Origin of the sequence: Kitasatospora sp. NPDC058162, assembly GCF_042884005.1 — a bacterium.
Taxonomy (GTDB): Bacteria; Actinomycetota; Actinomycetes; order Streptomycetales; family Streptomycetaceae; genus Kitasatospora.
The window spans coordinates 32,688-57,957 of record NZ_JBHVUS010000032.1 but is presented as its reverse complement, the minus strand read 5'-3'; the positions used below and the strand labels follow the sequence as shown (position 1 = coordinate 57,957).

General features: G+C 76.4%; 23 protein-coding genes. 8 read left to right on the top strand and 15 right to left on the bottom strand.

Annotated features, from left to right (window positions below; genetic code table 11):
• Positions 1-113 precede the first annotated feature (113 nt).
• The 4 genes from ACFVXG_RS36165 to ACFVXG_RS36150 form a co-directional block, all read right to left on the bottom strand.
• Positions 114-443 carry a hypothetical protein gene (locus ACFVXG_RS36165; protein ID WP_387933905.1) on the bottom strand — a complete coding sequence of 110 codons (330 nt, stop codon included), beginning with the start codon at positions 441-443 and terminating at the stop codon, positions 114-116.
• Between the two features lie 1,052 nt (positions 444-1,495).
• On the bottom strand, positions 1,496-2,398 hold the full coding sequence (locus tag ACFVXG_RS36160) for an alpha/beta hydrolase (RefSeq protein ID WP_387933903.1): 903 nt from the start codon (positions 2,396-2,398) through the stop codon (positions 1,496-1,498).
• The gene (locus tag ACFVXG_RS36155; protein ID WP_387933901.1) at positions 2,395-3,120 is read right to left on the bottom strand and encodes an indole-3-glycerol-phosphate synthase; all 726 of its coding nucleotides are present in this window, start codon (positions 3,118-3,120) and stop codon (positions 2,395-2,397) included. The genes ACFVXG_RS36160 and ACFVXG_RS36155 overlap by 4 nt, the downstream gene beginning before the upstream one ends.
• Positions 3,117-3,836, bottom strand: a complete 720-nt coding sequence (locus ACFVXG_RS36150; protein ID WP_387933899.1) for an N-(5'-phosphoribosyl)anthranilate isomerase — start codon at positions 3,834-3,836, stop codon at positions 3,117-3,119. Before ACFVXG_RS36150 ends, ACFVXG_RS36155 begins: the two co-directional genes overlap by 4 nt.
• A 173-nt stretch (positions 3,837-4,009) precedes the next feature.
• Here ACFVXG_RS36150 and ACFVXG_RS36145 point away from each other — a divergent pair, with 173 nt between their 5' ends.
• On the top strand, positions 4,010-5,266 hold the full coding sequence (locus tag ACFVXG_RS36145; protein ID WP_387933898.1) for an RNA-guided endonuclease InsQ/TnpB family protein: 1,257 nt from the start codon (positions 4,010-4,012) through the stop codon (positions 5,264-5,266).
• A 13-nt stretch (positions 5,267-5,279) separates the two neighbouring features.
• Here ACFVXG_RS36145 and ACFVXG_RS36140 read toward each other — a convergent pair whose 3' ends face one another.
• From ACFVXG_RS36140 to ACFVXG_RS36100, 9 genes are all read right to left on the bottom strand, one after another.
• Positions 5,280-6,425, bottom strand: coding sequence for an acyl-CoA dehydrogenase family protein (locus ACFVXG_RS36140; protein ID WP_387933896.1), 1,146 nt, complete (start codon positions 6,423-6,425; stop codon positions 5,280-5,282).
• A gap of 108 nt (positions 6,426-6,533) precedes the next feature.
• Positions 6,534-6,908 (bottom strand): ectoine synthase, encoded by a 375-nt coding sequence (locus ACFVXG_RS36135; protein ID WP_350508327.1) that lies wholly within the window; start codon positions 6,906-6,908, stop codon positions 6,534-6,536.
• Positions 6,909-6,922: 14 nt separating this feature from the next.
• Positions 6,923-7,825 (bottom strand): tryptophan synthase subunit alpha, encoded by a 903-nt coding sequence (gene trpA / locus ACFVXG_RS36130; protein ID WP_387933894.1) that lies wholly within the window; start codon positions 7,823-7,825, stop codon positions 6,923-6,925.
• Entirely contained in the window at positions 7,818-8,849 is a 1,032-nt protein-coding gene (locus ACFVXG_RS36125) for a hypothetical protein (RefSeq protein ID WP_387933892.1), read from the bottom strand. Before ACFVXG_RS36125 ends, trpA begins: the two co-directional genes overlap by 8 nt.
• Positions 8,850-8,852: 3 nt before the next feature.
• The gene (locus tag ACFVXG_RS36120; protein WP_387933890.1) at positions 8,853-9,125 is read right to left on the bottom strand and encodes an acyl carrier protein; all 273 of its coding nucleotides are present in this window, start codon (positions 9,123-9,125) and stop codon (positions 8,853-8,855) included.
• Positions 9,126-9,236: 111 nt separating this feature from the next.
• Positions 9,237-10,844, bottom strand: coding sequence for an AMP-binding protein (locus tag ACFVXG_RS36115; protein WP_387933889.1), 1,608 nt, complete (start codon positions 10,842-10,844; stop codon positions 9,237-9,239).
• 5 nt (positions 10,845-10,849) lie between these two features.
• A complete protein-coding gene (locus tag ACFVXG_RS36110; RefSeq protein WP_387933887.1) occupies positions 10,850-11,737 on the bottom strand; it encodes a MaoC/PaaZ C-terminal domain-containing protein in 888 nt (295 codons plus the stop codon).
• The gene (locus ACFVXG_RS36105) at positions 11,734-13,020 is read right to left on the bottom strand and encodes a beta-ketoacyl-[acyl-carrier-protein] synthase family protein (RefSeq protein WP_387933886.1); all 1,287 of its coding nucleotides are present in this window, start codon (positions 13,018-13,020) and stop codon (positions 11,734-11,736) included. Before ACFVXG_RS36105 ends, ACFVXG_RS36110 begins: the two co-directional genes overlap by 4 nt.
• Before the next feature lie 47 nt (positions 13,021-13,067).
• A complete protein-coding gene (locus ACFVXG_RS36100) occupies positions 13,068-14,279 on the bottom strand; it encodes an aminotransferase class I/II-fold pyridoxal phosphate-dependent enzyme (RefSeq protein ID WP_387933884.1) in 1,212 nt (403 codons plus the stop codon).
• Positions 14,280-14,786: 507 nt separating this feature from the next.
• Between ACFVXG_RS36100 and ACFVXG_RS36095 the strand changes: the two genes are divergently transcribed.
• The 4 genes from ACFVXG_RS36095 (at position 14,787) to ACFVXG_RS36080 (ending at position 19,144) form a co-directional block, all read left to right on the top strand.
• Entirely contained in the window at positions 14,787-15,659 is an 873-nt protein-coding gene (locus tag ACFVXG_RS36095; protein ID WP_387933882.1) for a BTAD domain-containing putative transcriptional regulator, read from the top strand.
• A gap of 359 nt (positions 15,660-16,018) precedes the next feature.
• Complete coding sequence (locus ACFVXG_RS36090; RefSeq protein WP_350508318.1) at positions 16,019-16,381, top strand: helix-turn-helix transcriptional regulator; 363 nt, start codon at positions 16,019-16,021, stop codon at positions 16,379-16,381.
• Between the two features lie 1,098 nt (positions 16,382-17,479).
• Positions 17,480-18,457, top strand: a complete 978-nt coding sequence (locus tag ACFVXG_RS36085) for a phosphotransferase family protein (protein WP_387933880.1) — start codon at positions 17,480-17,482, stop codon at positions 18,455-18,457.
• Positions 18,458-18,577: 120 nt separating this feature from the next.
• A complete protein-coding gene (locus ACFVXG_RS36080) occupies positions 18,578-19,144 on the top strand; it encodes a histidine phosphatase family protein (protein WP_387933878.1) in 567 nt (188 codons plus the stop codon).
• Positions 19,145-19,861: 717 nt separating this feature from the next.
• On the opposite strand, the gene ACFVXG_RS36075 is transcribed toward ACFVXG_RS36080, so the two are convergent.
• Together ACFVXG_RS36075 and ACFVXG_RS36070 are read right to left on the bottom strand one after the other, a co-directional pair.
• Entirely contained in the window at positions 19,862-20,461 is a 600-nt protein-coding gene (locus tag ACFVXG_RS36075) for a hypothetical protein (RefSeq protein WP_387933876.1), read from the bottom strand.
• A gap of 1,693 nt (positions 20,462-22,154) precedes the next feature.
• Positions 22,155-22,793: a hypothetical protein gene (locus ACFVXG_RS36070; protein ID WP_387933874.1), complete on the bottom strand. Its 639-nt coding sequence runs from the start codon at positions 22,791-22,793 to the stop codon at positions 22,155-22,157.
• A 268-nt stretch (positions 22,794-23,061) separates the two neighbouring features.
• Between ACFVXG_RS36070 and ACFVXG_RS36065 the strand changes: the two genes are divergently transcribed.
• The 3 genes from ACFVXG_RS36065 to tpx all read left to right on the top strand — a co-directional run bounded on the left by ACFVXG_RS36065 (position 23,062) and on the right by tpx (position 24,952).
• Positions 23,062-23,445 carry a metalloregulator ArsR/SmtB family transcription factor gene (locus ACFVXG_RS36065; RefSeq protein WP_387933872.1) on the top strand — a complete coding sequence of 128 codons (384 nt, stop codon included), beginning with the start codon at positions 23,062-23,064 and terminating at the stop codon, positions 23,443-23,445.
• Positions 23,442-24,257: a DUF2071 domain-containing protein gene (locus tag ACFVXG_RS36060; RefSeq protein WP_387933870.1), complete on the top strand. Its 816-nt coding sequence runs from the start codon at positions 23,442-23,444 to the stop codon at positions 24,255-24,257. Before ACFVXG_RS36065 ends, ACFVXG_RS36060 begins: the two co-directional genes overlap by 4 nt.
• Positions 24,258-24,451: 194 nt before the next feature.
• Positions 24,452-24,952: a thiol peroxidase gene (gene tpx / locus ACFVXG_RS36055; protein WP_350508312.1), complete on the top strand. Its 501-nt coding sequence runs from the start codon at positions 24,452-24,454 to the stop codon at positions 24,950-24,952.
• Positions 24,953-25,270 lie beyond the last annotated feature (318 nt).

The window sequence follows — 25,270 nt, the reverse complement described above, 5'->3', positions numbered from 1 at the left end:
CCCCGCGTTGGCACCGGCATCGGAATTCTTCCCCTTCCGGGGGAATGGCGGTCCCTGGGGAGACGGGGGGGGGGGGGCACCCGTAAAACGGATGCCCGCCCCCCCTGGTGGAATCACACGATCTGCACTTCGGAGACGTGCGCGCTGGTGAATCCGAGGCTTCCGCCGGCGTAGAGGTTGTAGTTCTGGCCGTTCGCCGTGATGATGCCGTTGTTCCACTGCGAGGTCACCGAGTACACGCCGTCGACGCCGGGGTACGCGGCCCCCACGGAGCCGGCGTAGCAGAGCTGCCAGTTGCCCGACATCCACAGCTCGATGCCGTAGGCCGTCCCGCCATTGGGGCACTGCACGGGTGCGATGGCGCTGGCGGGCGAGGCGGCGACGACGCCCGCGCCGACGGCGGTCGCGGCGGCCAGCGCCACGGCGGCGATGCGGTTGCTCATGCGGATCTTCATGGAGGTACCGTTCCCCTGTCTCAATTCGGCTGACGGATCGTCGTGATCTGTCGATGCGAATTCCCGGCCTTCGTCGGGCCGTTTCCCTTCGGCCCGCTCGGCCCCGTATCGCCGACGACGGGAAGACTGTCATCCGCCGTCGGGATCGGCCAGCCCCCTGGGTCGGGCCGGGCGGAGGAAACGGGCGAATCCGCCCCCGGCGAGCGCGCGGTGGAATTCCGCGGGGGATCCTCCGATCCCCTTCCGCCTGCGGATATGCCGGGAATTCACGGCGGACGGGCCGGGACCGCTGTCCGTGCATCGTCAAGCGGCCTTGGGGCGGCCCTCCGGCCGCCGTCCAGTGGTGGGGCCCGCAGGGACGGCGGAGCGGCCGACGGCGGCCAGCGCGGGCATGGCAGCGCGGCCCGGCGGGGGCGGCGGGCGGCGCAGCAGGACGGCGGGGCGTCAGGACGACGCGGGCGCCGCCGGCTGGGGACGGACGGGCGCGGGCGCCGCGGCCTTGGGGGCGCTCCGGCCACCGTCCAGTAGCGGGGGTGGCGCGCCGTCAGACGGCGGCCAGGGCCGGTATGGCCGGTCGGGGGCGGGCGGGACCGGGCGCAGCAGCCATGGGTCCTCCGGCCGCCGTCCAGCTGCGGGGGCCGCGACACGGCGCAGCGGGGACAGCTGCGGCAAGGGCACAGTCCAGCGGCGAAGACGGAGGCCAGCGCGGGCGCGGCGAAGACGGCGCGGCGAAGACGGAGGCCAGCGCGGGCGCGGCGAAGACGGCGCGGCGAAGACGGAGGCCAGCGCGGGCGCGGCGAAGACGGAGGCGGCCGGACGGGGCACTGCGGCTTTGGCTCCTCCGGTCGCCGTCCAGCTGCGGGGATCTCGGGGCGGCACAGCGAGGACAGCGCGGCAGGGGTGCTGTCCAGTGGCGGGGCGGCGCGGCGTCAGACGGCGGCCGGGGCCGTTTGGGGCGGTCGGGCGCGGGTGCTCCGGCTTTGGGGCTGTCCTGCGGCCGCCGTCCAGCGGTGGGGGTCGCGGGACGGCGGGGCGGGGCGTCAGACGGTGGCCAGGGCCGGGGCGGGGCGGGTGGGGGTGGGGGCGGCGGGGCGGGTGCGGCAGTCGTCGGTGAAGGCGAGGGCGCGCAGGTGGTAGGGGCGGGCGGCGTGGCCGAGGGAGAGGTTGTGGCCGGCGTGGTGGGCGGTGACCAGGCGGGCCAGGCCGGGGGTGAAGGCGGCGGTGAGCGCGGTGCGGTGGGGGGCGTCCAGGCGCCACCAGGCCTCGTGGTCGGCGAGGGTGAGGCGCACCGGCACGCGTACCCGGGCGGCGAGGGCGGTGAAGCGCTCGGGCCAGGTGGCGAGTTCGCGGGATTCGAGGGCGGGGACGGGGGTGAGCAGGGTGCGGGCGGCGTGGAAGGTGCCGGGCGGGTAGAGGGCGAGGGGGCCCCAGTTGAGGCGTCCGCCGCCGGCGAGGTCGTCGGGTCGGTCCCAGGCGCCGGGGGCGTAGTGCTGGGCGAGGCCGGAGATGTCGGCGCCGAGCAGGGGCAGGGCGGGGTCGCTCGGCCAGTGGGCGGCGAGGGTGAGGGCGATCTTGCCGCCGAAGGAGTGGGCGAGGAGCTGGACGCCGGCGCCGGTGGGGTGGGCGCGGGCGTAGTCGGTGAGGGCGGCGTGCAGGGTGGCGGCCTGGTCGGCGATGAGCTGGCCCTGGGGCAGGCGGTGGGCGGAGGCGCCGTGGCCGGGGCGGTCGACGGCCAGGACGCTGTAGCCGAGGTCGGCGGCGAGGGTGAGCAGGCTGGTGTCGGGGTGGGCGGGGCCGGCGAAGTAGGCGGCGCGCATGCCGCGGCCGTGGATGGCGAGGATGACGGCCTTGGGGTCGCCTCCTTCGGGTTCGGCGACCAGGGCGGAGAGCGGGATGCCGGCGGCGTCCAGGACCAGGGAGCGGGTGCGCAGCGCGGGGTTCACACCGCCACCCCGGCTCTGGCACTGTCGGGGGCCACCCCGCCGGTGCGGGCGTCGTCGAGGGCGGTGAGCCAGGCGGCCGGGTCGGGGCTGCGCATCAGGGCGGTGCCCACCAGCAGGCCGGCGTAGCCGGCGTCCAGGAGGCGGGCGCCCTGGGCGGGGTCGGTGATGGCGGAGGCGGAGACGGGGGCGCGGCAGCCGGCGGCGCGCACGGCGGGCAGCAGGCGCAGGCTGCGTTCCAGGTCGCCCGGGTCGCGTTCGCGGGTGCGGATGTCCTTGTTGTTGACGGCGACGACGCAGTCCTGGGGGGCGGGCAGGTGGTCGAGTTCGCGTTCGTCGGTGATCTCGACGAAGGGGGTCAGGCCCAGGGCGAGGGCGCTGGTGACCAGGCGGGCGAGGGAGGCGGCGGGCAGCAGGGCGGCGGTGAGCAGGACGGCGGCGGCGCCCTGGGCGCGGGCGGCTTCGAGCTGGGCGGGGCGGGTGAGGAAGTCCTTCTGGAGGACGGGCAGGTCGGTGGCGGCGGTGACTTCGCGCAGCAGGCGGGGGGTGCCGCCGAACCAGCGGCCGGTGACGACGGACAGGCAGGGGGCGCCGGCGGCCTCGTAGCGGGTGACGAGGTCGGTGACGGTGCGTGGGCCGAGCAGGTCGGCGCCGTGGGGGTCGCGGAGTTTGACTTCGGTGATCAGGGGGCGCCGGGCGGTGAGCAGGGCGTCGATGAAGGTCATGCGCGGGCCTCCTGGGGGCGGGGGTGCCAGGCGCGGGCGAGGGCGGTGACGGCCTCACGGGTGAGGTGTCCGGCCCGGTCGCGGGCGGCGGTGTCGATGTCGGCGCCGGCGTAGAGGGGGTGGTCGGTGACGGTGCGGTAGGTGTCGCGGTTGTGGGCGCTGAGGCCGCCGGCCAGGAGGAAGGGGATGGACAGGCGGGGCAGCAGGGCGTGGACGTCCACCGGGTCCAGGCTCTGGCCGGTGGAGCCGACGCGGCCGTCGTCGGTGACGGTGTCCAGGAGGAACAGGTCGATGCCGGCGCGTTCGAAGGCGGGGGTGAAGGCGCGTTCCAGGCAGCGGCCGCGGGCGAGGTGGAGGACTTTGACGAGGACGGCGTACGGGAGCTGTTCGCGCAGGCGGGCGGCGAGGGCGGGGCTCTGGTAGGCGTGCAGCTGGATCCAGCGGATGCCGGTTTCGCGGGCGAGGCGGGCGAGGTGGTCGGGGTCGTCGAGGAAGGTGACCAGGACGGGCTCCAGGCCCAGGCGGATCGCGGTGGCGGCGAGGTCGGCGAGGCGCTGGGGGGGCAGGTCGGCGGGGCCGCCGGGGATGCCGTGCCACAGGCCCACCAGGGTGGGGCCGGTGGCGGCGAGCAGGTCGAGGTCGGCGCGGGTGCGGGCGCCGCAGACCTTGAGGTGGCCCAGGCGGGCGGGGGCCAGGGCGGCGGCGGGGGCGCTCATCGGGGACCTCCGTGGATACCCTCGGCTTTGGCCGGGGGTGGGGGTACCTCCCACTTGCGGGGGAGAAGCGGGCTGCCTGAGGAACGGGTCGGGTGGCGGTGTTTCGCCGTCGAGGCGGACCGCCGTGCAGGTGGCCGCGTCTGGTTGTCAGTGCCTGTCGGTAGGTTGATTCCGTGCATCTCAGGTACTCCTTTCGTCTCTATCCGACGGGGGGTCAGCGGCTGGCGCTGGCCCGTACGTTCGGGTGTGCGCGGGTGGTGTACAACGATGCGCTCGCCCTGCGGAGGGCCGCGTGGAAGGCGGACGGGTCGAGGATCCCGACCGGTGCCCTGGCCAAGGCGGTGATCACCGACGCGAAGAGGACGGAGGCCCGGTCGTGGCTGGGGTCGGTGTCGGTGGACGCGTTGCAGTCGTCCCTGCGCGATCTGGACACCGCGTACCGCAACTTCTTCGACTCGCTGTCCGGGAAGCGGCAGGGACGCCCGGTCGGTCTGCCCCGGTTCAAGTCGAAGCGTGATGCCCGGCAGTCGCTGCGGTTCTCCCGCAACGGGTTCCGCATCCGCTCCAACGGGAAGCTGAACCTGGCGAAGATCGGCGACGTGCGGGTGAAGTGGTCCAGGCCGCTGCCCGCCGACCCGTCGTCGGTGACGGTCGTGCTGGACCCGTCCGGGCGGTACCACGCCGGTTTCGTCGTGGACGTGGAGCCCGAGTACCTGCCCGAGGTCGATGCCGAGATCGGCATCGACCTCGGGCTGACCACCTACGCCGTCCTCTCCGACGGCAGCGTGATCGACAACCCCCGTTTCCTGCGCAAGGCCGAGAGGGGACTCAAGGCCGCGCAGCGGGAACTGTCGCGTAAGGCCAAGGGGTCGAAGAACCGGGCCAAGGCCCGCGAGAAGGTCGCCAGGGCGCACGCCAAGGTGGCCGACACCCGCAAGGACTGGCTGCACAAGCAGACCACCAGGATCATCCGCGAGAACCAAGCGATATTCCTGGAGGACCTGAACGTGCGCGGCCTCGCCCGAGGCCGCCTCGCCAAGTCCGTCCACGACGCCGGATGGGCCGCCTTCCGGCTCCTCCTCGAAGAGAAAGCGGCCCGCTACGGGCGCACCGTCCACGTCGTGGACCGCGCGTTCCCGTCCTCCCAGCTCTGCTCGCAGTGCGGACACCGCGACGGACCCAAACCACTGCACGTCCGGCAGTGGGCCTGTGGCTCCTGCGGTGTACTCCATGACCGTGACCTCAACGCTGCTCGCAACATCCTGGCCGCCGGACGGGCGGACAGGCTAAACGCCTGCGGAGGACCGGTAAGACCCGGTGTGGCGATCCCACGCCGGGCACGGTCCGTCGAAACAGGAACCCACCGCAACGCCGGCCGCACCGGGCGCAGGCCCCGTGCCGCAGGCGCGGCTGGAATCCCCGCGCTCTAGCGCGGGGAGGATGTCAATTGCCGAGTCCGAGCATGGCGGCGATGCGGTTGTACTGGATCTCGTTGCTGCCGGAGTAGATGGTGCCGGCGACCGCGTTGCGCACGTCCTTCTCCAGGCCGTACTCGGCCATGTAGCCGTTGCCGCCGAAGACCTGGACGGCGGCCAGCGAGGTGGCGAGGTTGGACTCGCTGGTGAGGAGTTTGGCGATGGCCATGTCGACGGTGACGTTCTCGCCGGCCTCCAGGCGCTGGGCGGTGTCGTAGAGCCACTTGCGGGCGGTCTCCAGGCGGATCTTGGTGTCGACGATCTTGTTGGCGACCGACTGGTAGGAGCCGATGGGCTTGCCGAAGGACATCCGGGTCTTGGCGTAGTCGAGGCAGCGGGCCAGGCGGTGCTGCATCTCGCCGGTGTTGACGATGAAGGAGTAGAGGATCTCGCGTTTCATCACGTGGTCCAGGACGAGGAAGCCGCCGCCGACGCGGCCCAGGACGCGGGCGGCGGGGACGCGGACCTCGTCGAGGAAGACCTCGCTGATCGGGGAGGTGCGCAGGCCCATCTTCTTGATGGGGTTCCCGGTGGACAGCCCGGGCATGGCGCGGTCCAGGAGGAAGGCGGTGACACCGAGCGCCCCGCCCTGGGGGTGGGTGCGGGCGTAGACGACGATGTGGTCGGCGACGGGGCCGTTGGAGACGAAGGTCTTGGCGCCGGTGAGGACGAAGGTGTCGCCGTCGCGCACCGCGCGGGTGCGCATGCGCATGGCGTCGGAGCCGGACTCGCTCTCGGTGATGGCGTGGGCGCCGATCGCCTCGCCGGAGGCGATGCGGGGCAGGAAGGCCTCTTTGAGGGCGGGTGAGCCGAAGGCCTGCAGGGGCACGCCGGTGGAGGCCATGGAGGTGGTGACGGAGAAGTTGAGGCCGCCGTCGCGGCAGGTCTCGCCCAGGCCCTCGAGGACGTACATGGTGGTGAGCAGGGACTGGTCCAGGCCGCCGTGGCGCTCCTCGAAGGGCAGGGCGAGGATGCCGGTCTTCTGGATCAGGCGCCACTTGTCGTGGGAGAAGGCGGCCTGCTCGTCGCCTTCGATGTGGCCGGCGCTCAGGTCGTCGCCGAAGCGGGCCAGGCCCTCGCGCAGGGCCTTCTGGTCGGCGTTCCAGCGGATCATGGCAGTTGCCGCCTTCCTCCCGGGCCGCACATGGGCCAGGGCCGGGGTGTGCGGGCCGGCGCGCAGGGGCGCCGGCACACGACTCGTACGTCGACGGACAGGGGGCCTTTAGTAGGCGGAGGAGGAGTGGGCGTCGAGCTGGTGGACCTCGTCGCCGTTCAGGGCCGGGGAGAACACGCAGACCAGGCGCAGGTCCTCGTCGGGGCTCGCGACCAGGTAGTGGGCGTCGTGCAGGTCGAGGGCGTACATCCGGCCGGGGGTGATGGGGTGGGAGTTGCCGTCCATGTCGATGACCTCGCCGGAGCCGGCGATGCAGTAGCAGGCCTCCATGTGGTTGCGGTACTCCAGGCGGGACTTGGTGCCGGCGTTGACGGTGGTGTCGGTGAGGCTGTAGCCCAGGCCGTCGGAGGCGAGGAGGAAGCGGCGGGAGAGGCCGTTGCCCCATTCGACGGTCTTCACGTCGGCGAGGTCGCGGATCAGCATGCTGGTGGGTCCTCTCAGGAGACGGTGATGGCGGGGGTGGTGGTGCCGGTGGGGGTGGTGGTGCCGGTGGTGCTTCCGGGCGCGTCCGCCGGTTGTGGGGGGCGGGGCGTACGGAGGTCGGTGAGGAAGGCGCGCAGGTCGGCGGCCGTGTCGCGGCCTTCACGGTGGGCCTGTTCGAGGCGGGCGACGGCGGCGGAGCCGACGATCGCGGCGTCGGCTCCGGCGGCGGCCACCGCGTCGAGGTCGGCGGCCGTTCTGACGCCGAAGCCGACGGCGACCCGCACGCCGGGGGCGGCCTCGCGCAGGGCGGTGACGGTCTCGGCCAGGGCGCGGTGGCCGGCGCCGGGGGCGGTGCCGGAGCGGCCGTAGTGGGCGACGAGGTAGACGTAGGCGCCGGCGGCGCCGCGGGCCGCGGCGGTGAGGGTCTCGGGTGTCGAGGCCGGGTAGCAGGTGGTGACCTGCGGCAGACCGGCCTGCTCCAGGGCGTGTTGCCAGGTGGCGCGCAGCCGCGGGGGCAGGGCGTGGACGAGCAGGGCGCGGGCACCGGAGGCGGCGACGGCGCGGGCCAGGGCGGCGGGGTCGCGGTGGCGCAGGCTGTGGCTCCAGTCGGCGAGCAGGACGACCTTGAGGGTGCGCAGGCGGGGGGTGAGGTCGGCGAGTTCGGCCAGGACGGTGTCCAGGGTGGTGCCGGCGGCCAGGGCGCGGGCGGCGGAGCGGCGGATGACGGGCCCGTCGGTGGGCGAGTTGGGGAAGGGGACGGCCAGCTCCAGGACCTCGACGCCCGCCTCGTCCAGGGTGTGGGCGAGGTCGGCCAGTCCCCCGGGCGGGTCGCCGGCGTTGAGGAACACCGCAAGTCCCAACTCGCCGGTGCGGAAGAGGGGTTCGGGCTCGCCGTCGCGCGGGAGGGGTTCAGGCATGGACGGCCGCCTTGCGGTGGGCGCGCAGGCGCTCGGCCAGGGCGCGCGGGGCGCCGTCGGCCAGCGCGTCCAGGGCCTGCCCGTAGGCGGTGGACCAGCGGGTGTGGCGGCCGGCAGCCAGGGCGAGGGCGGCGGCGTTGAGGGCGATGGTGTGGGTGGCGGTGGGCCCGGCGCGGCCTTCGAGGGCGCCCAGGAAGTGCGCGGTGAGGTCCTCGGGCCTCGGGGCGAGGTCGGCCAGGGTGCCGGCGGCGGGGGCCACCGAGCCCGCGGGCAGGTGGACGGCGCCGTCGGGGGTGTGCAGGGTGTTGTCGGCGAAGGGCAGCAGTTCGTCGGCGCCGGCGGTGTTCGTGGCCAGCCACAGGGCGCGCCCGCGCACGGCGGGGGCCAGGGCCCGCAGGGCGTCCAGGGGGGCGGCGTGGGAGACGCCGGTGAGCTGGGCGGTGACGGGGACGGTGGCCAGCAGCGGCCCGAGGGTGTTGAGGAAGGCGCCGAAGGGCTTGAGGGTGAGCGGGAACAGGATCCGGGCCAGGCGGGTGAGCTGGGGCGGGTAGACGTGCGGGCCGGCGAAGGCGATGTTGTGCTCGGCGAGGTGGTCGGCGGTGGCGGCGTGCCCGCGGGTGAGGGTGATGCCCAGGCGCTCCAGCAGGTCGACGGAGCCGGCGGCGCTGGTGTAGGCGCGCGAGCCGGTCTTGACCACGGGGACGCCCATGGCGGCTGCGGTCAGGGCGGCGGCGGTGGACAGGTTGAAGGTCGCCGGTCCGCCGCCGGTGCCCACGATGTTGACGCTGCCCGGCACCGGCGGGCCGGGGTCGGGGCTGCGTTCGGTGAGGGAGGCGGTCAGCGCCGCCAGGGTGGACGGGTCGGGCAGGCGGGTGGTCAGGGAGGCCAGCAGGGCCGCCGCCTGGGCCCGGTCGCTGTCGCGGGCCGGGCCCAGGGTGCGCTGCTCCAGCTGCTCCCACCACGAGCGCCAGGCCTCCAGCGGGACGGGGCGGCCGGCCAGGAGCGCGGTGAGGGCGGGGTGCACGGGTCAGCCGCCGACCGCGGCGGTGGCCGCGCTGGTGCGGCGCTGGGTGATGAAGGCGTCGATGGCGTTGACGGAGCGGAAGTTGTTGGGGTCCAGGTCGGTGTCGTCGACGGGCAGGGCGAAGTGGTCCTCGACCCAGGCGATGAGCTTGAGGACGCCGAGGCTGTCGATGACGCCGTCGGAGAGCAGGTCGTGGTCGTCGGCGAGCTGGTCGGGGGTGACGTCGGGCAGGAACTCCTCGATCAGGAACCGCTTGATCTGGTCGATGTTGCTCATGGTGGCAACTCCCTTGCTGTCGTTACGGATTGGGTATCGGATAACAGGGCTGCGCCCGGACGGGCCGGCCGGCCCGGTCAGGATGGTCCGGTCGGGGTGCGGCGGGGCCGGTCAGGGGGCGGCGGGCAGGACGGCCTTGCGGTCGACCTTGCCGGTGGCGGTCTTGGCGAGCGGGCCGTCCTGGATGGCCAGGCGCTCGGGGACGGCGGCGCGCGGCAGGTTGCGGGCCAGGTGCTCGCGCAGCAGCAGGGTGTTGAGCGCGGAGCCGGGGGCGCGCTGGACGGCGGCGTGCAGGCGCTTGCCGGTCAGCGGGTCGCTTTCGGCGGCGACGGCGGCCTCGCGGACCTCGGGGTGGGCGAGCAGGACGCGTTCGACCTCGGCGGTGTTGACGGCCACCCCGCGGACCTTGACCTGGAAGTCGGAGCGGCCGGTCAGGTGCACGCGCCCGGCCTCGTCGCGGGTGACCAGGTCGCCGGTGCGGAACCAGCGCCGCCCGGGCCCCGCGCCGTCGGGCTGGGTGGTGAAGCGGCCCGCGTCGCGGGAGCGGTCGAGGTAGCCGGCGGCTTGGAAGGGCGTGGAGACGTACAGTTCGCCGCTGCCCGCCCCGGCCAGCGCGGTGCCGTCCGGGCCGGCGATGAGGGTGCGCACCCCGGGCAGCGGGGTGCCGATGGGCACCGGGAGCGCGGCGGCGGCGTCCAGGCGGTCCAGGCGGTGCAGGAAGCTGTCGTTGGTCTCGGTGCAGCCGTAGATGTTGTACAGCCGGGCGCCGGGCAGCAGGGCGGGCAGGGCGGCCAGGGTGCGGGCGTCGATGGCGTCGCCGGTGAACGCGGCGTGCTCCACGCCGTCCAGCACGGTGTGGGTGCCGGCGGCCTGCAGGAGCAGGGCGTAGGCCAGCGGGACGGCCTGCAGCACGTGCGGGCGGTGGCGGGTCAGCTGGGCGAGCAGGTGGCGGGCGTTCAGGGCCTGGGCGGGGTCGATGAGCAGGCAGGTGCCGCCGGCGGCCAGGGTGGCCCACACGTCCAGCAGGGCGAGGTCGAAGTTGAGGGGCGCGTAGTTGGCGACGGTGCGCCCCGGGCCCAGGTCGAAGGTGTCGTGGGCCCAGGCGGTGAAGCGGTCGACGCCGGCCTGGGCGAGCGGGACGATCTTGGGCAGGTCGGTGGAGCCGGAGGTGGTGAGCAGGAAGGAGGTGCCGGCCGCCAGTGTCGGCACCGGGGCCGGCCGGGGCGGGGCGGGCAGGCGCGCTCTGTCCTGGCCGGCGGGGGTGAGCAGGTGGCGGGCGCCGGCCTGGGCGAACAGCGCGGCCAGCAGCGCGGGGGCCAGCTGCGGGGAGGGCAGCAGGAAGGGGCGGCGCTCGATCAGGCAGGCCAGCACGAGGGCGATCGCCTCGGGGGACTTGACGGCGAGCAGTCCCACCGGCTCGCCGGGGCGCAGGTCCAGGGCGCCCAGGCGGGCGCGTTCGGCCTGGGCGGCGTCGGCCAGTTCGCCGTAGCTGACGGTGCGTTCGTGCCAGATCAGGGCGGGGGCGGCGGGGCGGGTGCGGGCGTGGGCGAGGACGGCGTCGGGCAGCGCCAGCGGCGGCACGGCGGCCGTGCCGTCCGCGAAGTCGTCGCCGGCGGGGGCGGTGCCGTCCGCGAAGTCGTCGCCGGCGGGGGCGGTGCCGGGTGCGGGGGCGGTGTCGGGTGCGGGGGCGGTGTCGGGTGCGGGGGTGGTGTCGGTCATGGCGCTCACTCCCCCGCCGCGGGGGCGAGGGCGGCCCAGCCGGCCTTGACGGCGGTGCCGTTCTCGGTGGCCAGGGTGAAGCGCACCACGGTGGCCCGGTCGTAGGGCTGCAGGGTCAGGCGCAGCGGTGTGCCGGGGGTGTAGGGGGCGGCGAAGCGGGCGCCGAGGGCGGTGATGCGGGCGGGGTCGCCGTCGGCGTAGCGGTCGGTGAGGTGTTCGGCGGCCAGGGCGACCAGGTGCATGCCGTGGGCGATGACGCCGGGGAAGCCGGCGGTGCGGGCGGCGGTGTCGTCCAGGTGGATGGGGTTGTGGTCGCCGGAGGCGTGGGCGTAGGCGGTGGTGTCGGCGCGGGTGAGGGCGAGGGTGAGGGTGTCGGGTTCGGCGTCGGGGGTGGTGCCGGGGTGGGCGGTGGCGGCGGGGGTGCCGAAGGGGGTGGGGGCGGTGGCGCCGAGCAGGAGGGCGGCGGTGCTCAGGCGGGCCCGCTCGGTGCCGGTGGTGGGGTCGGTGAGGCGGGTGGTCAGGGCGATGCGGGTGCCGCGGGCCTCGCGGCGGGCGGCGGTGACCTCGACGGCCACGTCCAGGGCCGCACCCGGGGTGAGGGGGGTGTGGGTGTGGATCTCCTGGGCGAGGTGGACGACGCCGGTGAAGCCCTGGTCGCCGGTGGTGAGGGCGGTGACGGTGTGCTGGGCGAGGGCGTGGGCGGCGACGAAGGGGTAGGCCGGGCTGGTGCCGGTGCGCGCGGGGGCGGGCAGGGCGGTGCGGGCGGCGGCGCGGTAGGCGGCCGTCTGCTCCGGGGTGGGGGTCAGGCGGGTGCGGGTCGTGGGCGTGGCCGCCGGCGCGGGTGCGGCTGTGGCTGTGGCTGTAGTCGTGGTCGTGGGTGTGGTCGTGGTCATAGCGGGGTCACCACCAGGGTCGAGTTGTGGCCGCCGAAGCCGAAGGAGTTGGACAGGGCCGCGCCGGCGGGGATCGGTCGGGGCGCGGTGTGGACGACGTCGAGGTCCAGGCCTTCCTCGGTGTTCTCGTGGTTGGCGGTGGGCGGGACGAGGCGGGTGTTCATGGCCTTGAGGGCGGCGATGAGTTCGACGGCCCCGGCCGCGCCGATCAGGTGGCCGACGGCGCCCTTGGTGGAGGTGACGGGCACGCCGTGGGGGCCGAAGACGGTGCGCAGGGCGGCGGCTTCGGCGCGGTCGTTGTGGACGGTGGAGGTGCCGTGGGCGTTGACGTGGGCGATGTCGGCGGGGGTGAGGCCGGCGTCGCGCAGGGCGGCGCGCATGGCGGCGACCGCGCCGGCGCCGTCGGGGCGGGGGTTGGACAGGTGGTAGGCGTCGGCGCTGGAGCCGTAGCCGGCCAGCAGGGCGTGGGGGCGGGCGCCTCTGGCGCGGGCGTCGGTGAGGCGTTCCAGGACGAAGAAGGCGGCGCCCTCGCCCATCACGAAGCCGTCGCGTTCGGTGTCGAAGGGGCGGGAGGCGCGGGCGGGGTCGTCGTTGCGCTGGGAGTGGGCGCCGAGGTTGCCGAACGCGGCCAGGGTGACGGGGGTCAGGGTGGCCTCGCAGCCGCCGGCGATGACCACGTCGGCGCGGTGGGACTGGAGGAGCAGGGCGGCGTGGCCGAGGGCGTCGGCGCTGGAGGCGCAGGTGGTGGCGACGGTCAGGGCCGGGCCGCTCCAGGAAAGGCGCATGGCGATCTGGGCGGCGGCGGCGTTGGGCATGGTGACCAGGGGCATCAGCGGGGAGACCCGCAGGGGTCCGTGGCCGGTGTAGAGGGCGGACTCGCGGTCGCTGGTGGTGCGTCCGCCGACCGCGTTGCCGACCACGATGGCGCTGCGTCCCGCCTCGGGGGCGGGGGCGCCGGCGTCGGTGTGGGCGGCGAGGGCGGCCAGGGTGGCGTAGTGGGCGAAGGGGTCCAGGCGGCGGGCGTCCTTGGCCGGCAGGTCCGCGCTTTCGGGCAGGCCGGTGACGCGGCAGCCCAGTCTGACCTTGTGGCGGGCCAGTTCGGGGTCCCTCAGGGCGGTGGCGGTGGAGCGTCCGGCGCTGACGGTGTGCCAGAAGTCGGTGACGGTGTGGCCGGCGGGGCTGATCACGCCGATGCCGGTGATCGCGATCTCGTCGCGGCGGCGGCCGTGCTGGGGCTGGGCCGGGTGCTGGGGCTGGTGCTGGGGCTGGTGCTGGGGTGCCATGGCTGGTGCTCTCCTTCCGTTCGCCCGTCGGGTGGCCGGTGGCCGGGTCAGATCAGGCCGGTCTGGCGGGCGGCGGTCAGGAAGGCGTCGGCGGCGAAGTCGATGTCGGCGGCGGTGTGGCGGGCGGTGACGGCGATGCGCAGGCGGGCCAGGTCGTTGGGCACGGCGGGGGTGACGACCGGCAGGCCGATGACGCCGGCCTTGCGGCAGGCGGTGGCGTAGTCGTAGGCGGCGTCGTCGGAGCCGGCGATGACGGGCAGCACGGCGGTGGAGGAGTCCATGGTGGAGATGCCGGCGTCGTTGAGGCGCTTACGCAGGCGCTGGGCCTGGACCTGGGTGTGGGTGACGCGCTGGGGCTCGCGGCGCAGGATCCGCAGGGACTCCAGCGCGGCGCCGGTCTGCGCGGGGCCCAGCGCCGCGGAGAACAGGAACGGGCGGGCGGCGTAGCGCAGGTGGCCGATGAGCTCGTTGCTGCCGGCGATCCAGCCGCCCATGGAGGGGATGGCCTTGGAGAGGGTGCCGAGCTTGATGTCGACGCGGTGGCGGTGGCCGAAGTGCTCCTCGATGCCGCCGCCGGTGGGGCCGATGACGCCCAGGGCGTGGGCCTCGTCGACCATCAGCAGGGCGTCGTGGCGGTCGCAGACCTCGCGCAGTTCGGGCAGCGGGGCGATGTCGCCGTCCATGGAGTAGACGCTGTCGACGATGACCAGGCGCACCCCGGTGGGGGCGGCGGCCTTGAGGCGGCGCTCGAGGTGGTCGACGTCGTTGTGGCGGAAGCGGGTGACGGTGGCGCCCGAGAGGCGGCAGCCGTCGACGATGGAGGCGTGGTCGTACTTGTCGATCAGGACGGTGTCGCCCGCCCCGACGAGGCCGCCGATGGTGCCGACGTTGGCGGCGTAGCCGGAGCCGAAGACCAGGGCGCGCTCGCGGTGGGCGTAGCGGGCGACCTCGGCCTCCAGTTCCTCGTGCAGAGGGATGGTGCCGGCCAGGGCGCGCACGCCGTGGTTGCCGGTGCCGTAGACGTCGACGGCGGCCTTGGCGGCGGCGACCACGCGCTCGTCGCCGGCCAGGCCGAGGTAGCTGTAGCCGGACATCATGAGCAGGCGCTCGCCGTCGAGGTCGCAGTAGGCGCTGTCGCGTTCCATGGTGTAGGCGACGAAGCTGTTGCGGCGCGAGGGGTCGGACTCCAGGGCGGCCACGCGGGCGTTCGTCGCGGCGAGCTTCGGCTCCAGGCGGTCCCATGCTCCGGTGGCGTTCACGGGCGGTTCTCCTTCACGGGGTGGACGACTTGACGGGCAGTTGGCGGCGGGCGGGAATCCACGAAAGGCGGCGGTGGCCTTTTCCGTCCGGTATTTTCAAAAAAGGGGGGCGGTGCTTCGTGCGGGCTTCTTTCTCGAAGCCTTCACGCGGGCTGCTCAAGGATGGCTACATTTCTACGGCAGGATGCGCAAGGCGTCCGCAATAGCCGCTCCCTTGGCCTGCGGTACTGCTCTGACGTGCGGAAACCTTGCGTCCACGACGCATCGACCGGCCGGCGGGTATGTTTCCTCTACGGGTGTTGACACCGTGCTCGGCGGCGAATGTATGGTCGAAATCCGCCGAAACCGAACGGCTGGTCGGCGTTGTTTCATGTTCCGGTCCAGTTTCCCATGCCGACGGTTCCCGACCACGCGGGGCCGTCACTTCCGCTGTGGCTTCGAGGGGGTTGGAGCTGTGTTGAACGGTTTTCGGGACGAGGGCCCGTCCGGCAGATCGGGGACGGCGCGATGCTGATCCGACTGACCGGCCTGGTGACGATCGAACACGCGGGCAACGCCCCGCAGCACCTGTCCAGCGCCCAGGCCCAGGTGGCGTTCGCGCGCCTGGTGCTGGAGCGCTCCACCGGCACCAGCCGCGACCAGCTGGCCGACACCATCTGGCCCGACGGGCTGCCCGACACCTGGGCCTCCGCGCTGCGCAGCGTGGTCTCGCGGGTGCGGGCGTTCGTGGCCTGGCCCGGCCAGGGCCCGGGCGCCACCCCGCTGATCGCCCAGGGCGGGCGCTACGTGCTGCGCCTGCCCGCGGACGCGGCGGTGGACCTGGAGGCGGCGGCCGGCGCGGTCGGCGAGGCGGGCGAGGCGCTGGCCGCGCGTTCGCACGCGGTGGCGCAGCAGCTGGCCGCGGGTGCGATCGCCAATCTGCGCGGCTCCTTCCTGCCCGACCACGAGGGCGAGTGGGCGCAGGGCGTGCGCGAGCACGTGGAGGAGCTGCGGATGAGCGCGCTGGAGACGGCGAGCCTGGCGGCCTCGGCGCTGGGCGAGGAGCACCACGCGCTGCGGTGGGCGGACGAGGCGGTGCGGCGGGCGCCGTTCCGTGAGAGCGCCTACCGGTGCCGGATGGAGGCGCTGGCCTCGGCGGGCAACCGGGCGGAGGCGCTGCGCTGTTACCAGCAGCTGCGCCGGGTGCTGGCGGAGGAGCTGGGGATCGACCCGGCGGCGGAGACGCAGGAGCTGTACCTGTCGCTGCTGCGCTCGCCGCTGCCGGCGGCTCCGGCGCCGTCGGCGGTGCGGCCGGTGGACCCGGTGCTGATGGGCATCTTCGAGCCGCTGGCGCTGGCGCGCCTGGCGCGGCCGGCGGGGCCGCCGGTGCGGGCGGCCTGAACGGGGGGCGGCGGGGCGTCCGCTGTTCCTGACGCTGCTGTTGTCGCCGTTGCTGTCGCTGTTTGTCCGTACGTGCGTGTGCGCGTACGTGTGTGCGTGTGCGTGTGTGTTCCGGTGCGGCGGGCGGCCTCCTGTGCGGGCAGGGGGGCGTGCGCCGCACCGGCGTGTGCGGGCCGCTGCGCCCGGACTCCGGGGCCCGGCGTGCGCGTTCGGTGCGCGATCGGTGTTGCGGAGGTGTTGCGGCGGGCGTGGCGGGGCCCCGTCCCGTAGTAGCGTCGGGCGTGAAGTCGCGCGTGGTGCGCGGCCGTTGACGAAGATCGACGCGGGACGGGGGCCAGGCTTGGGAAGGGGTGGTGGGTGTGGGACGGGCACGCGTGACGGCGCGGATGATCGAGCACCCCGGTGTGGAGGACGTGAACGTCCAGCAGGTGCTGGAGGCGCTCGCCGACCCGGCGAGGCGCACGGTGGTGCGCACCCTGGCGCACTCGGGCGGTGACCTGAGCTGCGGCTCCTTCGACCTGCCGGTCGGGCGCTCCACCTCCAGCCATCACTTCTCCGTGCTGCGCGCGGCCGGGGTGCTGCGCCAGTACTACGTGGGCACCACGAAGATGAACACGCTGCGCGCCGAGGAGCTGGAGCGGCGCTTCCCGGGCCTGCTGTCGGCGGTGGTCGCGGCCGCCGACGCCGAGGCCCGCGACGCCCCCCGGGCCTGCGGGCCCTGACCGTACGGGCCCCGACCGTGCGCCCGCCCGCTCCGCCGCGTGCCGCAGCGGGCGGGCGTCCGGGGTGCGGCCGCCGGAGCGGGAGCGGACGGCCGGCGCCGTCGCCCGCCGCCTCGGCCCGGACCGCGGGACGGTGCGCCGCTCCGGACCGCGCCACCGGTCGAACTCCTCTCCTCCGCACCGGGGTCCGGCGCCGGCAGGCAAAGGCCGACCGGCCCGTTCAACCCGTGCCCGGACAGCGGCTCCACCGCCGGGTGCGCCGGCGCCCGGCAACTCTTGCGCGAGATCCGCGGACACGGCCGCCGGGGCGGCGTCCAGGCCGTCCGCCGCCACGAATGGAGCTCCGGCAGGGCCGAAGGCACCACGGGCCGGACCACAACGATCGAGCGGGCCGTGCAGGGCCGGGTGTCCTTCCGGGTTCTTCCGTGTCCGCGTCCCGAACCGGCCCGAGCGCCGCCCGTACGGACCACGGCGCCGCTTTCCCCGAGACGACGACCACGGCAGGATCCCAGGGCGTGAGCGGCCCTCGGGGTGAGGCGTGGGGCTTCCAGGCCCGGGCGGCAGCGCAAGCAGGACGGCTTCTGCCGGGTTGCCGGCCGGTCGCGGGTTCCGCCCGTCCTGCAGGAGGTGGTCCTCGCCGCGGGGAACACCCCGCTGAACCGCCGCTGCCCGTTCACGAGCCGGGCGACGCTCCGGTTCAGCACGGGCCCGGTGGTGGCCCGGCGACGCAGACGTCCCCGCCGTCGCCGTCGCGCTCGTCCCCGAAAGGGCGCTGTCCCGTCCACGCCCGGACATCGCACGACGGGGCGCCCCCGGCAGAACGCGGGACCGCCGATGCCGATGAAGCGGCCACGAGGGCGGAACACCTGGTGGACACCGCCGGGTGAGTCCAGCCGCCGGGCCGTCGGGCTGCGGCGCCAGGCCCGTCGACAAAACCGCGGCCGGAGCCGGTCCCGCTCGCGGATCCCCCTCAGCAGGCGGCCGGACCGCACCGGCACCCGGATCGCACCGGGCACGCCCGCGGCGCAGTCCGGCACGAAGGAAAGCCCCGGAGGCGGCCCGGTCCCGGGCCGGGGGGCGGGCGTAGGGTGGTCGTCCATGATCGACGACGACGTCCAGGGGTGGGCCGGTACGCGCCGGTGGGTGGAGGGCGTGCTCGCGCCCGGTGAGCGGATCGCGCGCGTGGAGGCGCTCAAGGGCGGGTGGACCTCGCGGATGCGCCGCCTGGACGTCGAGCCCGCCGACGGGGACGGCGGGGGCGCCGGGGCGGGGTACTCGCTGGTGCTGCGCTCCTTCGTCAAGCCGTTCTACCTGCGCCACGCGCCCGCGCTGCTGGAGCGCGAGGCCGGTGTGCTGCGCCTGCTGGCCGGCGGCACCGTGCCGGCGGCGCGGCTGCGCGCGGTGGACGCCCGGGGCGGGCACGGCGGGCACCCGTCGCTGCTGATGACCCACCTGAGCGGCACGGTGCGGGTGGAGCAGGACGGCGAGGTGGCGCGCCGGGTGGAGCTGCTGGCCGCCCAGCTGGCCGCCGTCCACGCCGTGCGGGTGCCCGAGGGGCTGCGTCCGCGCGCCTGGCAGGCGTGGACCTCCCCCGAGCGCGTGCGGGTCCCGGCCGCAACCGCGCGCCCGGGCCTGTGGGCGCGGGCGGTGGAGGTGATCGGCCGCCCGGCGCCGGCGCACCGCGGCTGCTTCCTGCACCGCGACTTCCACCCCGGCAACGTGCTGTTCACCGGGCACGGGGAGCAGCTGGCGGTCAGCGGGGTCGTCGACTGGGTGGAGACGTCCTGGGGTCCGGCGGACCTGGACGTCGCGCACTGCTGCACCGCGCTGGCCCTGCTGCACGGCGTTGAGACGGGCATGGCCTTCGCCGACGCCTACGAGCGGGCCGGGGGCGTGCTGAGCGCGCGCGGCCCCGGGCACCTGTACTGGCGGCTGCTGGACGCCCTGGCGTTCGCCCCGGACGCGGAGAAGGTCGCGGTGCCCTGGCGCGAGCTGGGCCGCACCGACCTGGACGCGCACCTGCTGGCGGAGCGTCTGGAGGACTACCTGCGGGCGCTGTTCGAACGCTACGCGTAGCCCGCCCGCCGCGCGTGGCCCGCCCGCCTGCCGCGTGTGGCCCGCCCGCCGCGCGTAGGCGGGTGCCGGGCCGGGCAGCATCCCCCTCGGGCGCGGGGCGGAGAGGGGGGGTGGTGGGCGGTGGCGGTGGAGATCGTCTACGAGACGCACGCCACGACCACCGACAACGAGGCGGGCATCGCCACCGGCCACCTGCCCGGGCGCCTGGGCCCGCTGGGCCGGCGCCAGGCCGCCGAGCTGGGGGCGCGCCGCCGGGGCGGGGAGCTGGCGGCGGTGTTCACCTCCGACCTGCACCGGGCGGTGGCCACCGCCCGCATCGCCTTCCCCGACGGGCGACCGCCGCTGCACCGGGACGCGCGGCTGCGCGAGTGCGACTACGGCACCCTCAACGGCGCCCCGGCGCACCTGGTCGCCGCCCGGCGCCCGCACTGCGCCGACGAGCCGTACCCGGGCGGGCAGAGCCACCGCCAGGTCCTGGAGGCCACCGGCGCGTTCCTGGCCGACCTCGCCGCGGGCTTCGATGGGCGCCGGGTACTGCTGATCGCCCACTCCGCCAACCGCTGGTCCCTGGACTGCCTGCTCGCCGGCGCCCGCCTGGAGGACGTCCTGCGCGACCCCCCGCCCTGGCGCCCGGGCTGGTACTACACCCTGCCCGTCCCCTGGCCCTGGCCTCCTGCGGCCTCCTGAGCGCGCGGCGGACAGCGCACGGGAAGTCGGCCCGTCCGACGTCCTGCACCCGGCCCCGGACACGGCCCCGCCCCCGGCCGCCGGGGCGGGCACGGCACCGGGCGCACCCGGGCCCAGGACGCTCGGCCCCCTCGCGGCGACGCCCGCCCGGTACGGGAGGTCGGCCGAAGCGACTTCCCGTACGACGGCGGGCCGGCCACCCGGTCCGGCACCGCACCCCGCCTATCCCCCCGGCCCCAGCCGCCGCCCTCCCGAACACCCCACCGCCAGCACACCAGAAGTCGGCCCGTCCGACTTCTGGTACCCGGCCCAGGGCGCTCGGCCCCGACATCGCTGCGGCCGGACCCGCCCGCCCGCCGGCGCGCCGACCCGCCGCGCCGGAGCCCGGGGCCCGGGGCCCGGCCTTCCCCTCCCCCGGCCAGGCCGGCCAACACCGCGCACCGGCGCCCCCTCACGGCAACGCCCGCCCGGTACGGGAAGCCGGCCGAACCGACTTCCCGTACGGCGGGCAGCCGGCCACCGTCCTCCTGAACACCCCACCGACGGCACACCAGAAGTCGGCCGGTCCGACTTCCCGTGCCAAGGCGGCGGCGCTCCCCCGCCGGGCGGTCAGGGCGCGGCGGACCCGCGGGACAACGGTGGGCGCGTCCCGCCGCCGGCCCCGGGCGCCCGCCGTCCGCGGGACGTCGCGGCCCAACCCCGGCGGGCCGTGCGGCGCTACGCGGCGGGCCCCGCGGGCTCCAGGGCGCGGACCTCCAGGACGACGGCCGTGGCGGTCGCGAGCGCGCCCTCGTACAGGGCGATCACCCGACCCGGCCGCAGGTGGCGCCAGCGCGCCGGGTCCAGCGGCGCCAGGCGCACCACCGCCCGCTGCCCCGGCCCCAGCCACTCGGCGCCCTCCACCCACACCACGGCGATGTCCAGCACCGGGCGCCCGTGCGCGTCCCGGTGCCCGAGGTCCCACGGCGGGCGCAGCACCCCGGCCCCCGCGAACGGGGCGCTGCGCGGGCCCTGCCCCGGCGCCGGCAGCGTCAGTTCGGCGCGGACGCTGCCGTGGCGGGCCTCGAAGGCCCGCCAGTGGCACCAGGCGGCGCTGCGCGGCAGGCGCGCCTCGGCGGCGGCCTCGGCGAGGTCCTCCCAGGCGCGGGCGCCGGGCGGTGGCGAGGCGGGGTCGCGCAGTTCTTCCAGGAGGGTCAGGGCGCTCTCCCAGTCGTCGCGCACCAGGTCGTCCCAGACGTCGTCGAGGGCGGGGCCGCCGCCGGCGGCGGCCGCGGGGGCCAGCAGGCCGGCGGCTTCGAGCAGTTCGGGCACGTTCACGTCCCCGATCCTCCCCGGCGCCGGCCGGGCGCCCACCGGCGGGGCGGTGCCCGGCCGGGGCGCGGTGGGCGGTGCTCCCGCAGCCGCGGCAGGCGGCGGCGCAGGTCCTGCTCCGGCTCCCCGTCCGGGCAGGCGGCGCGGCGCGGGCAGGCCCGGGCGGGGCGGCGGCCGGACGCGGCGCCGTCGGCCTGCCGGGCGTGGCGGTGTCCGGCCGGGTACCCGCGCACCCTGGCGGGTGCCTGCCACCACGCGCGCACCGCGGCAGCCGTCCAGCGCCGGTCGCCGTCGCAGGCACAGGCGCAGGCGCAGGCCCCCCGGGCTCCGGCGGCCCGAACCGGCCGCCGCGGCTCGGCGGGGGGGGTGCGCGGCCGGCGCCGCACGTACGCGGTGGAGCGCCCGGCCCCGCAAGGAGCCCGTCGGGGGCGGGCCCGCGCCCGGTGCCGCAGTCGCCGGTCCCGGCGCCGAGCAACCGGCCGGGCACGTTCGGCCGCAGCCGGTCCTCCCACGCGCCCCGCAACGTGCCCTGCAACGTGCGGCGCGCGGTGCCGACCGGCGGCAGCGGGCGCCCCGGCAGGCCGGGCGCCCCCGGACGGCCCGCCGCGGGGCGGGGCCGGGCTGCCGGGCTGCCGGGCTGCCGGGCACGGTCCCGGAGCCCCTCCCCGCGGTACGGGGCCGGCCTCACGCGGCGGGGCGGGCCCCGCCCGGCACCGCCGCCGGGCGCCGGGCGGCTTCACCCGCCCGCCGGCCCCCGGGGCGGCATTGCCGGGGAGAACCCGAGGGGCAGCCACGCCCCGGGGCGGGGGCGGAACCGGCGGCCCGGCCCGTCCGCGCCCCGTGGGCCCCCGCGGTCCGGCCCCGGCTCCTGCCCGCCGCCGCCCGGCGGCCCTTCGCCCCCCTCCTCGCACCGGCACACCCCTCACCGAAGCGCAGCGCCCGGCACCGGAAGTCGGACCGGCCGACTTCCGGTGCCCGCTGCCCTGCGGGCCGCGCACGGCGGCGCCCCGGTCCTCGGGCTCGAGCAGGCCGACGCGGGTGCGGGTGCGGGGCGCAGGGGAACCGCACGGTGCCGGCCTGCGGGCGCGCCGTGCGTCCCCGGGGCCGCAAGTGCCACCGCCCGCGCGGTGCCCGTCCGTCCGCCCGGCCGCCGACGGGCCGTCACCCGGCGTGCCCGGCCCGGGCGGGAACGCCGGGTGCGGGGCGGGCGCACCAGGTGGTACGGCAGGGGTCATGGACACCCCGGTCACCCCAGCGCCTCATCCTCCACCCGCCGACCCCGCGCCGGGCCCGGCGCGTCCTGGACGGGCCCGCCCGGGCCGCGCGGGGGCGGTGGGCGCCGGGCCACCCCGCCGACGGCGACCTCGCCGGGGCCCGCCGCTGCCCGCGGGTGTGCGCGGGCGAGGGCGACCCGCAGCCCTTCGGCGCCTACGGGATCCGGCTGCGCGAGGACGGGCCGGCCGTCGGCGGCGCCGGCTCCCACCCGGCCCCCGACGCGCACGGCACCGCCACCGCCGGCCACGGCCCGACGCCCGGCGCCCGGGGCCGCGGCTGCGCCATGCAGGCGCTGCGCGCCCTGCCGGAGGCGGCACGCATGGTCGCCGGCACCGGCCCCGGCCTGGACGGCACCGCCTCCCGGCACGTCACCGCCGCCGCCGGCGTGCGGGCCGCTGGCCGCGACGCGAACCCCCTTGGCGTACTACGAGAGCGCCTGGCCGCCCGCCTCCTGAACACCCCCGCCCCGGACGCCCGGCCCCTGACCACCCGGCCCCTGACCGCCCGGGTCCTGGAGGGGGGCGCCCAGCACCCAGGCCGGGTAGTGCCCGGCGGCCAGCGCAGGCGAGGGCGGGCAGGCTGGGTGCAGGGCGCCCGCGGGGAAGAACGCCACCCGGCAGCGCCGGCACCACCAGCCGCGCCGCCACCGCTGCACCAGGTGCAGGCGGCGCTCCTGCTGCGCCCGCAGCCGCTCCTCCTGCCGCCGCCGGGCACGCCGGCGCCCGACCGTACGCACGACCAGGGCCGCGGCCGTCAGCAGCGCCGGACCGACGAAGCCGCCCAGCAGGTAGCCCGCCCGGTAGAAGTCGTCGTAACGGTCCAGGTCCGGACGCGGGTGCAGCAGGTTCAGCACCCCCAGGAGCAGCCACAGCGCCGCGAGGACCACCAGCACGGCCGGCGCCGCGCCCTCACGCACGGGCTCGGGCTCGGGCCGCGGCTCGGGCGGCGGGGCCAGGTGGACGGCCTCGGACGCGTCCACGCCGGCCGCGGACCCGCCCTCCAGGGCCTCGGGCACGGGCAGGGCGTGCTCCCCGGCGGCACAGCCCGGGCATACGGCGCTCATCGAACGGTCCACTCCTCGCGGTGACTTGTGCGCGAACGATCCCGGCCCGCAGTACACCACGGCGAACTGACGGCACGTCACCGGATTTCCCCGAACCGCCGGTCACCGGCGGCCACGGGCCGGCGGCGGGGCGGCGGGGCGGAACCGGCCGCCGGACCCCCGGGGCGCCCTCCCCCACCCCGCCCGCCCGCCTGTCGCCCCGCCGGCACCGCACGGGGCCCCGCCGGACCCCTTGCCGGCTATTTAGCCAAAGTGCTAAACAGTGGGGGTGACACGACCCCAGGACGAGGCGGGGGCCTTCCGCGCCCTCGCCGACCCGACGAGGCGCCAGATCCTCGAGGACCTCAGGGACGGCGAGCTCGCGGCCGGCGAGATCGCCGCCCGCTTCCCGATCAGCGCGCCCTCCGTCTCCCGGCACCTCGGCGTGCTCAAGGCCGCCGCACTGGTCACCGAACGGCGCGAGGGCAACCGGATCCTCTACGCACTGGCCCCCGAGCGCCTGGCCGTCTGCGTCGGCCGCTTCCTCAGCGCCGTGTGCCCCGAGCAGATCGTGCTGCGCCGCACCCGCGGACGCCGCGGCACACCCCACGGGAACGACCAGGGCAACCAGGGCGACGCGGGCGAGCGCAGCGGGGGGAACGAGACGTCATGAGACAGCCGAAGCTGGCCAGCGTCGTCGAACGGCGGCTGCTGGTGAACTACCGCCTCGCCCCCGACGCCGCCGCGCGCCTGCTGCCCGCACCGCTGCGCCCGCAGCTGGTGCGCGGCCACGCCGTCGCGGGCATCTGCCTGCTGCGCCTGGGCCGGGTGCGGCCCGCCTGGGCACCGGGGGCGCTCGGACTGCGCAGCGAGAACGCGGCGCACCGCATCGCCGTCGAGTGGGACGGCCCCCGCGGCGTGGAGAGCGGCGTGTACATCCCGCGCCGCGACACCTCCTCACGGCTCAACGCCTGGGCCGGCGGGCGCCTGTTCCCCGGCGAGCACGGCCTCGCCGACTTCGAGGTCCACGACGGGCCCGGGCCGGTCAGCGTCGCGCTGACGGCCAGGGACGGCGCCACCCGCGTCGACGTCAGCGTCGAACCCTGCGACGAACTGCGCGGCAGCCACCTGTTCACCGGCCTCGCCGAGGCCTCCCGCTTCTTCCGGGACGGCGCCACAGGCTTCTCCGCCACCGCCCGCGGCCGCCACCTGGACGGCATGGAACTGCGGCCCCGGAACTGGCACATGCAGGCCGCCCGGATCCACCGCGCCGCGTCGTCGTTCTTCGACGACCCCGCCCGCTTCCCCGCGGGCAGCGCGACCCTGGACAGCGCCCTGGTCATGCGCGCCGTCCCCGTCACCTGGCACCCGCTGCCCCCCATGCCCACCACACCCGGTGCGCCACCCGCCGCCGCACCCGCCGCCGCACCCGCCGCCGCACCCGCCGGGCCCGGCGGCCGCGGGCAGACCCGGCAGGCCCGCTGAGACCCCCGGCCGCGGCCGGCACCCCGGACCTCCGGTGCGCGGACCGGGCCGCCCCGGCCCGCACACCGCCCCCGGCCGGGGCCGGCCCGCGCCCCAGTACCTGTCCGTTCCTCGGTCACCCGGCGTCGGGGACGGTGCGCGGGCAGTAGGATCGGCGGCGTTGTCACCCGTATACCGCTGGTAGGAGGCTTTTCATGGCTCAGGTCACGCTGAAGGGGAACCCGGTCGAGGTCGGCGGCGCGCTGCCGGCGGCCGGCAGCCAGGCCCCGGCGTTCACGCTGGTCGGCGAGGGCCTCGCGGACACCTCGCTGCAGGACTTCGCCGGCCGCCGCAAGGTCCTCAACATCTTCCCGAGCATCGACACCCCGACCTGCGCGACGTCGGTGCGCACCTTCAACGCCAAGGCCGGCGCGCTGGAGAACACCGTCGTGCTGTGCATCTCGGCGGACCTGCCGTTCGCCCAGGCCCGGTTCTGCGGCGCCGAGGGCCTGGACAACGTCAAGACCCTGTCCACCCTGCGCGGCCGCGACTTCCACAACACCTACGGCGTGTCGATCGACAACGGCCCGCTGGCCGGCCTGACCGCCCGCGCCGTGGTCGTCCTCGACGAGAACGACACCGTCCTGCACACCGAGCTCGTCGCCGAGATCGCCGAGGAGCCGAACTACGAGGCCGCCCTCGCCTCCCTGAGCTAACCCCTCACACCCCGGGCCCGCCCCCGCACCCCACCCGGTGCCGCGGCGGGCCCACCCACATCCGACGGCCCACCGGCACACAGCCGCACAGGCACACACGGGCAGCCGGGGACACGGCGGGACCCCGGACCCGCCCGGCCCAACAACGGGGGCGCAGCGGGAAACCGGCCGCCACCCGCTTCCGGAGTACGGGCACCAGAAGTCGACCGGTCCGACTTCCCATGCCCGACGCCGCGCCCCGGCGAAGGGCGTGCCGGCGTGGTGCCCGCCCGCCGGGCCGCGGGCACGAAGCCCGGGGCACCCGCCGCCACCCACCCC

Excerpts from the sequence above, each read along its gene's own strand:
- ACFVXG_RS36165 (WP_387933905.1), bottom strand. The coding sequence starts at position 443 with ATGAGCAACCGCATCGCCGCCGTGGCGCTGGCCGCCGCGACCGCCGTC.
- ACFVXG_RS36155 (WP_387933901.1), bottom strand. The coding sequence starts at position 3,120 with ATGACCTTCATCGACGCCCTGCTCACCGCCCGGCGCCCCCTGATCACC.
- ACFVXG_RS36150 (WP_387933899.1), bottom strand. The coding sequence starts at position 3,836 with ATGAGCGCCCCCGCCGCCGCCCTGGCCCCCGCCCGCCTGGGCCACCTC.
- ACFVXG_RS36140 (WP_387933896.1), bottom strand. The coding sequence starts at position 6,425 with ATGATCCGCTGGAACGCCGACCAGAAGGCCCTGCGCGAGGGCCTGGCC.
- ACFVXG_RS36135 (WP_350508327.1), bottom strand. The coding sequence starts at position 6,908 with ATGCTGATCCGCGACCTCGCCGACGTGAAGACCGTCGAATGGGGCAAC.
- trpA (WP_387933894.1), bottom strand. The coding sequence starts at position 7,825 with ATGCCTGAACCCCTCCCGCGCGACGGCGAGCCCGAACCCCTCTTCCGC.
- ACFVXG_RS36120 (WP_387933890.1), bottom strand. The coding sequence starts at position 9,125 with ATGAGCAACATCGACCAGATCAAGCGGTTCCTGATCGAGGAGTTCCTG.
- ACFVXG_RS36115 (WP_387933889.1), bottom strand. The coding sequence starts at position 10,844 with ATGACCGACACCACCCCCGCACCCGACACCGCCCCCGCACCCGACACC.
- ACFVXG_RS36110 (WP_387933887.1), bottom strand. The coding sequence starts at position 11,737 with ATGACCACGACCACACCCACGACCACGACTACAGCCACAGCCACAGCC.
- ACFVXG_RS36105 (WP_387933886.1), bottom strand. The coding sequence starts at position 13,020 with ATGGCACCCCAGCACCAGCCCCAGCACCAGCCCCAGCACCCGGCCCAG.
- ACFVXG_RS36095 (WP_387933882.1), top strand. The coding sequence starts at position 14,787 with ATGCTGATCCGACTGACCGGCCTGGTGACGATCGAACACGCGGGCAAC.
- ACFVXG_RS36085 (WP_387933880.1), top strand. The coding sequence starts at position 17,480 with ATGATCGACGACGACGTCCAGGGGTGGGCCGGTACGCGCCGGTGGGTG.
- ACFVXG_RS36070 (WP_387933874.1), bottom strand. The coding sequence starts at position 22,793 with ATGAGCGCCGTATGCCCGGGCTGTGCCGCCGGGGAGCACGCCCTGCCC.
- ACFVXG_RS36060 (WP_387933870.1), top strand. The coding sequence starts at position 23,442 with ATGAGACAGCCGAAGCTGGCCAGCGTCGTCGAACGGCGGCTGCTGGTG.
- tpx (WP_350508312.1), top strand. The coding sequence starts at position 24,452 with ATGGCTCAGGTCACGCTGAAGGGGAACCCGGTCGAGGTCGGCGGCGCG.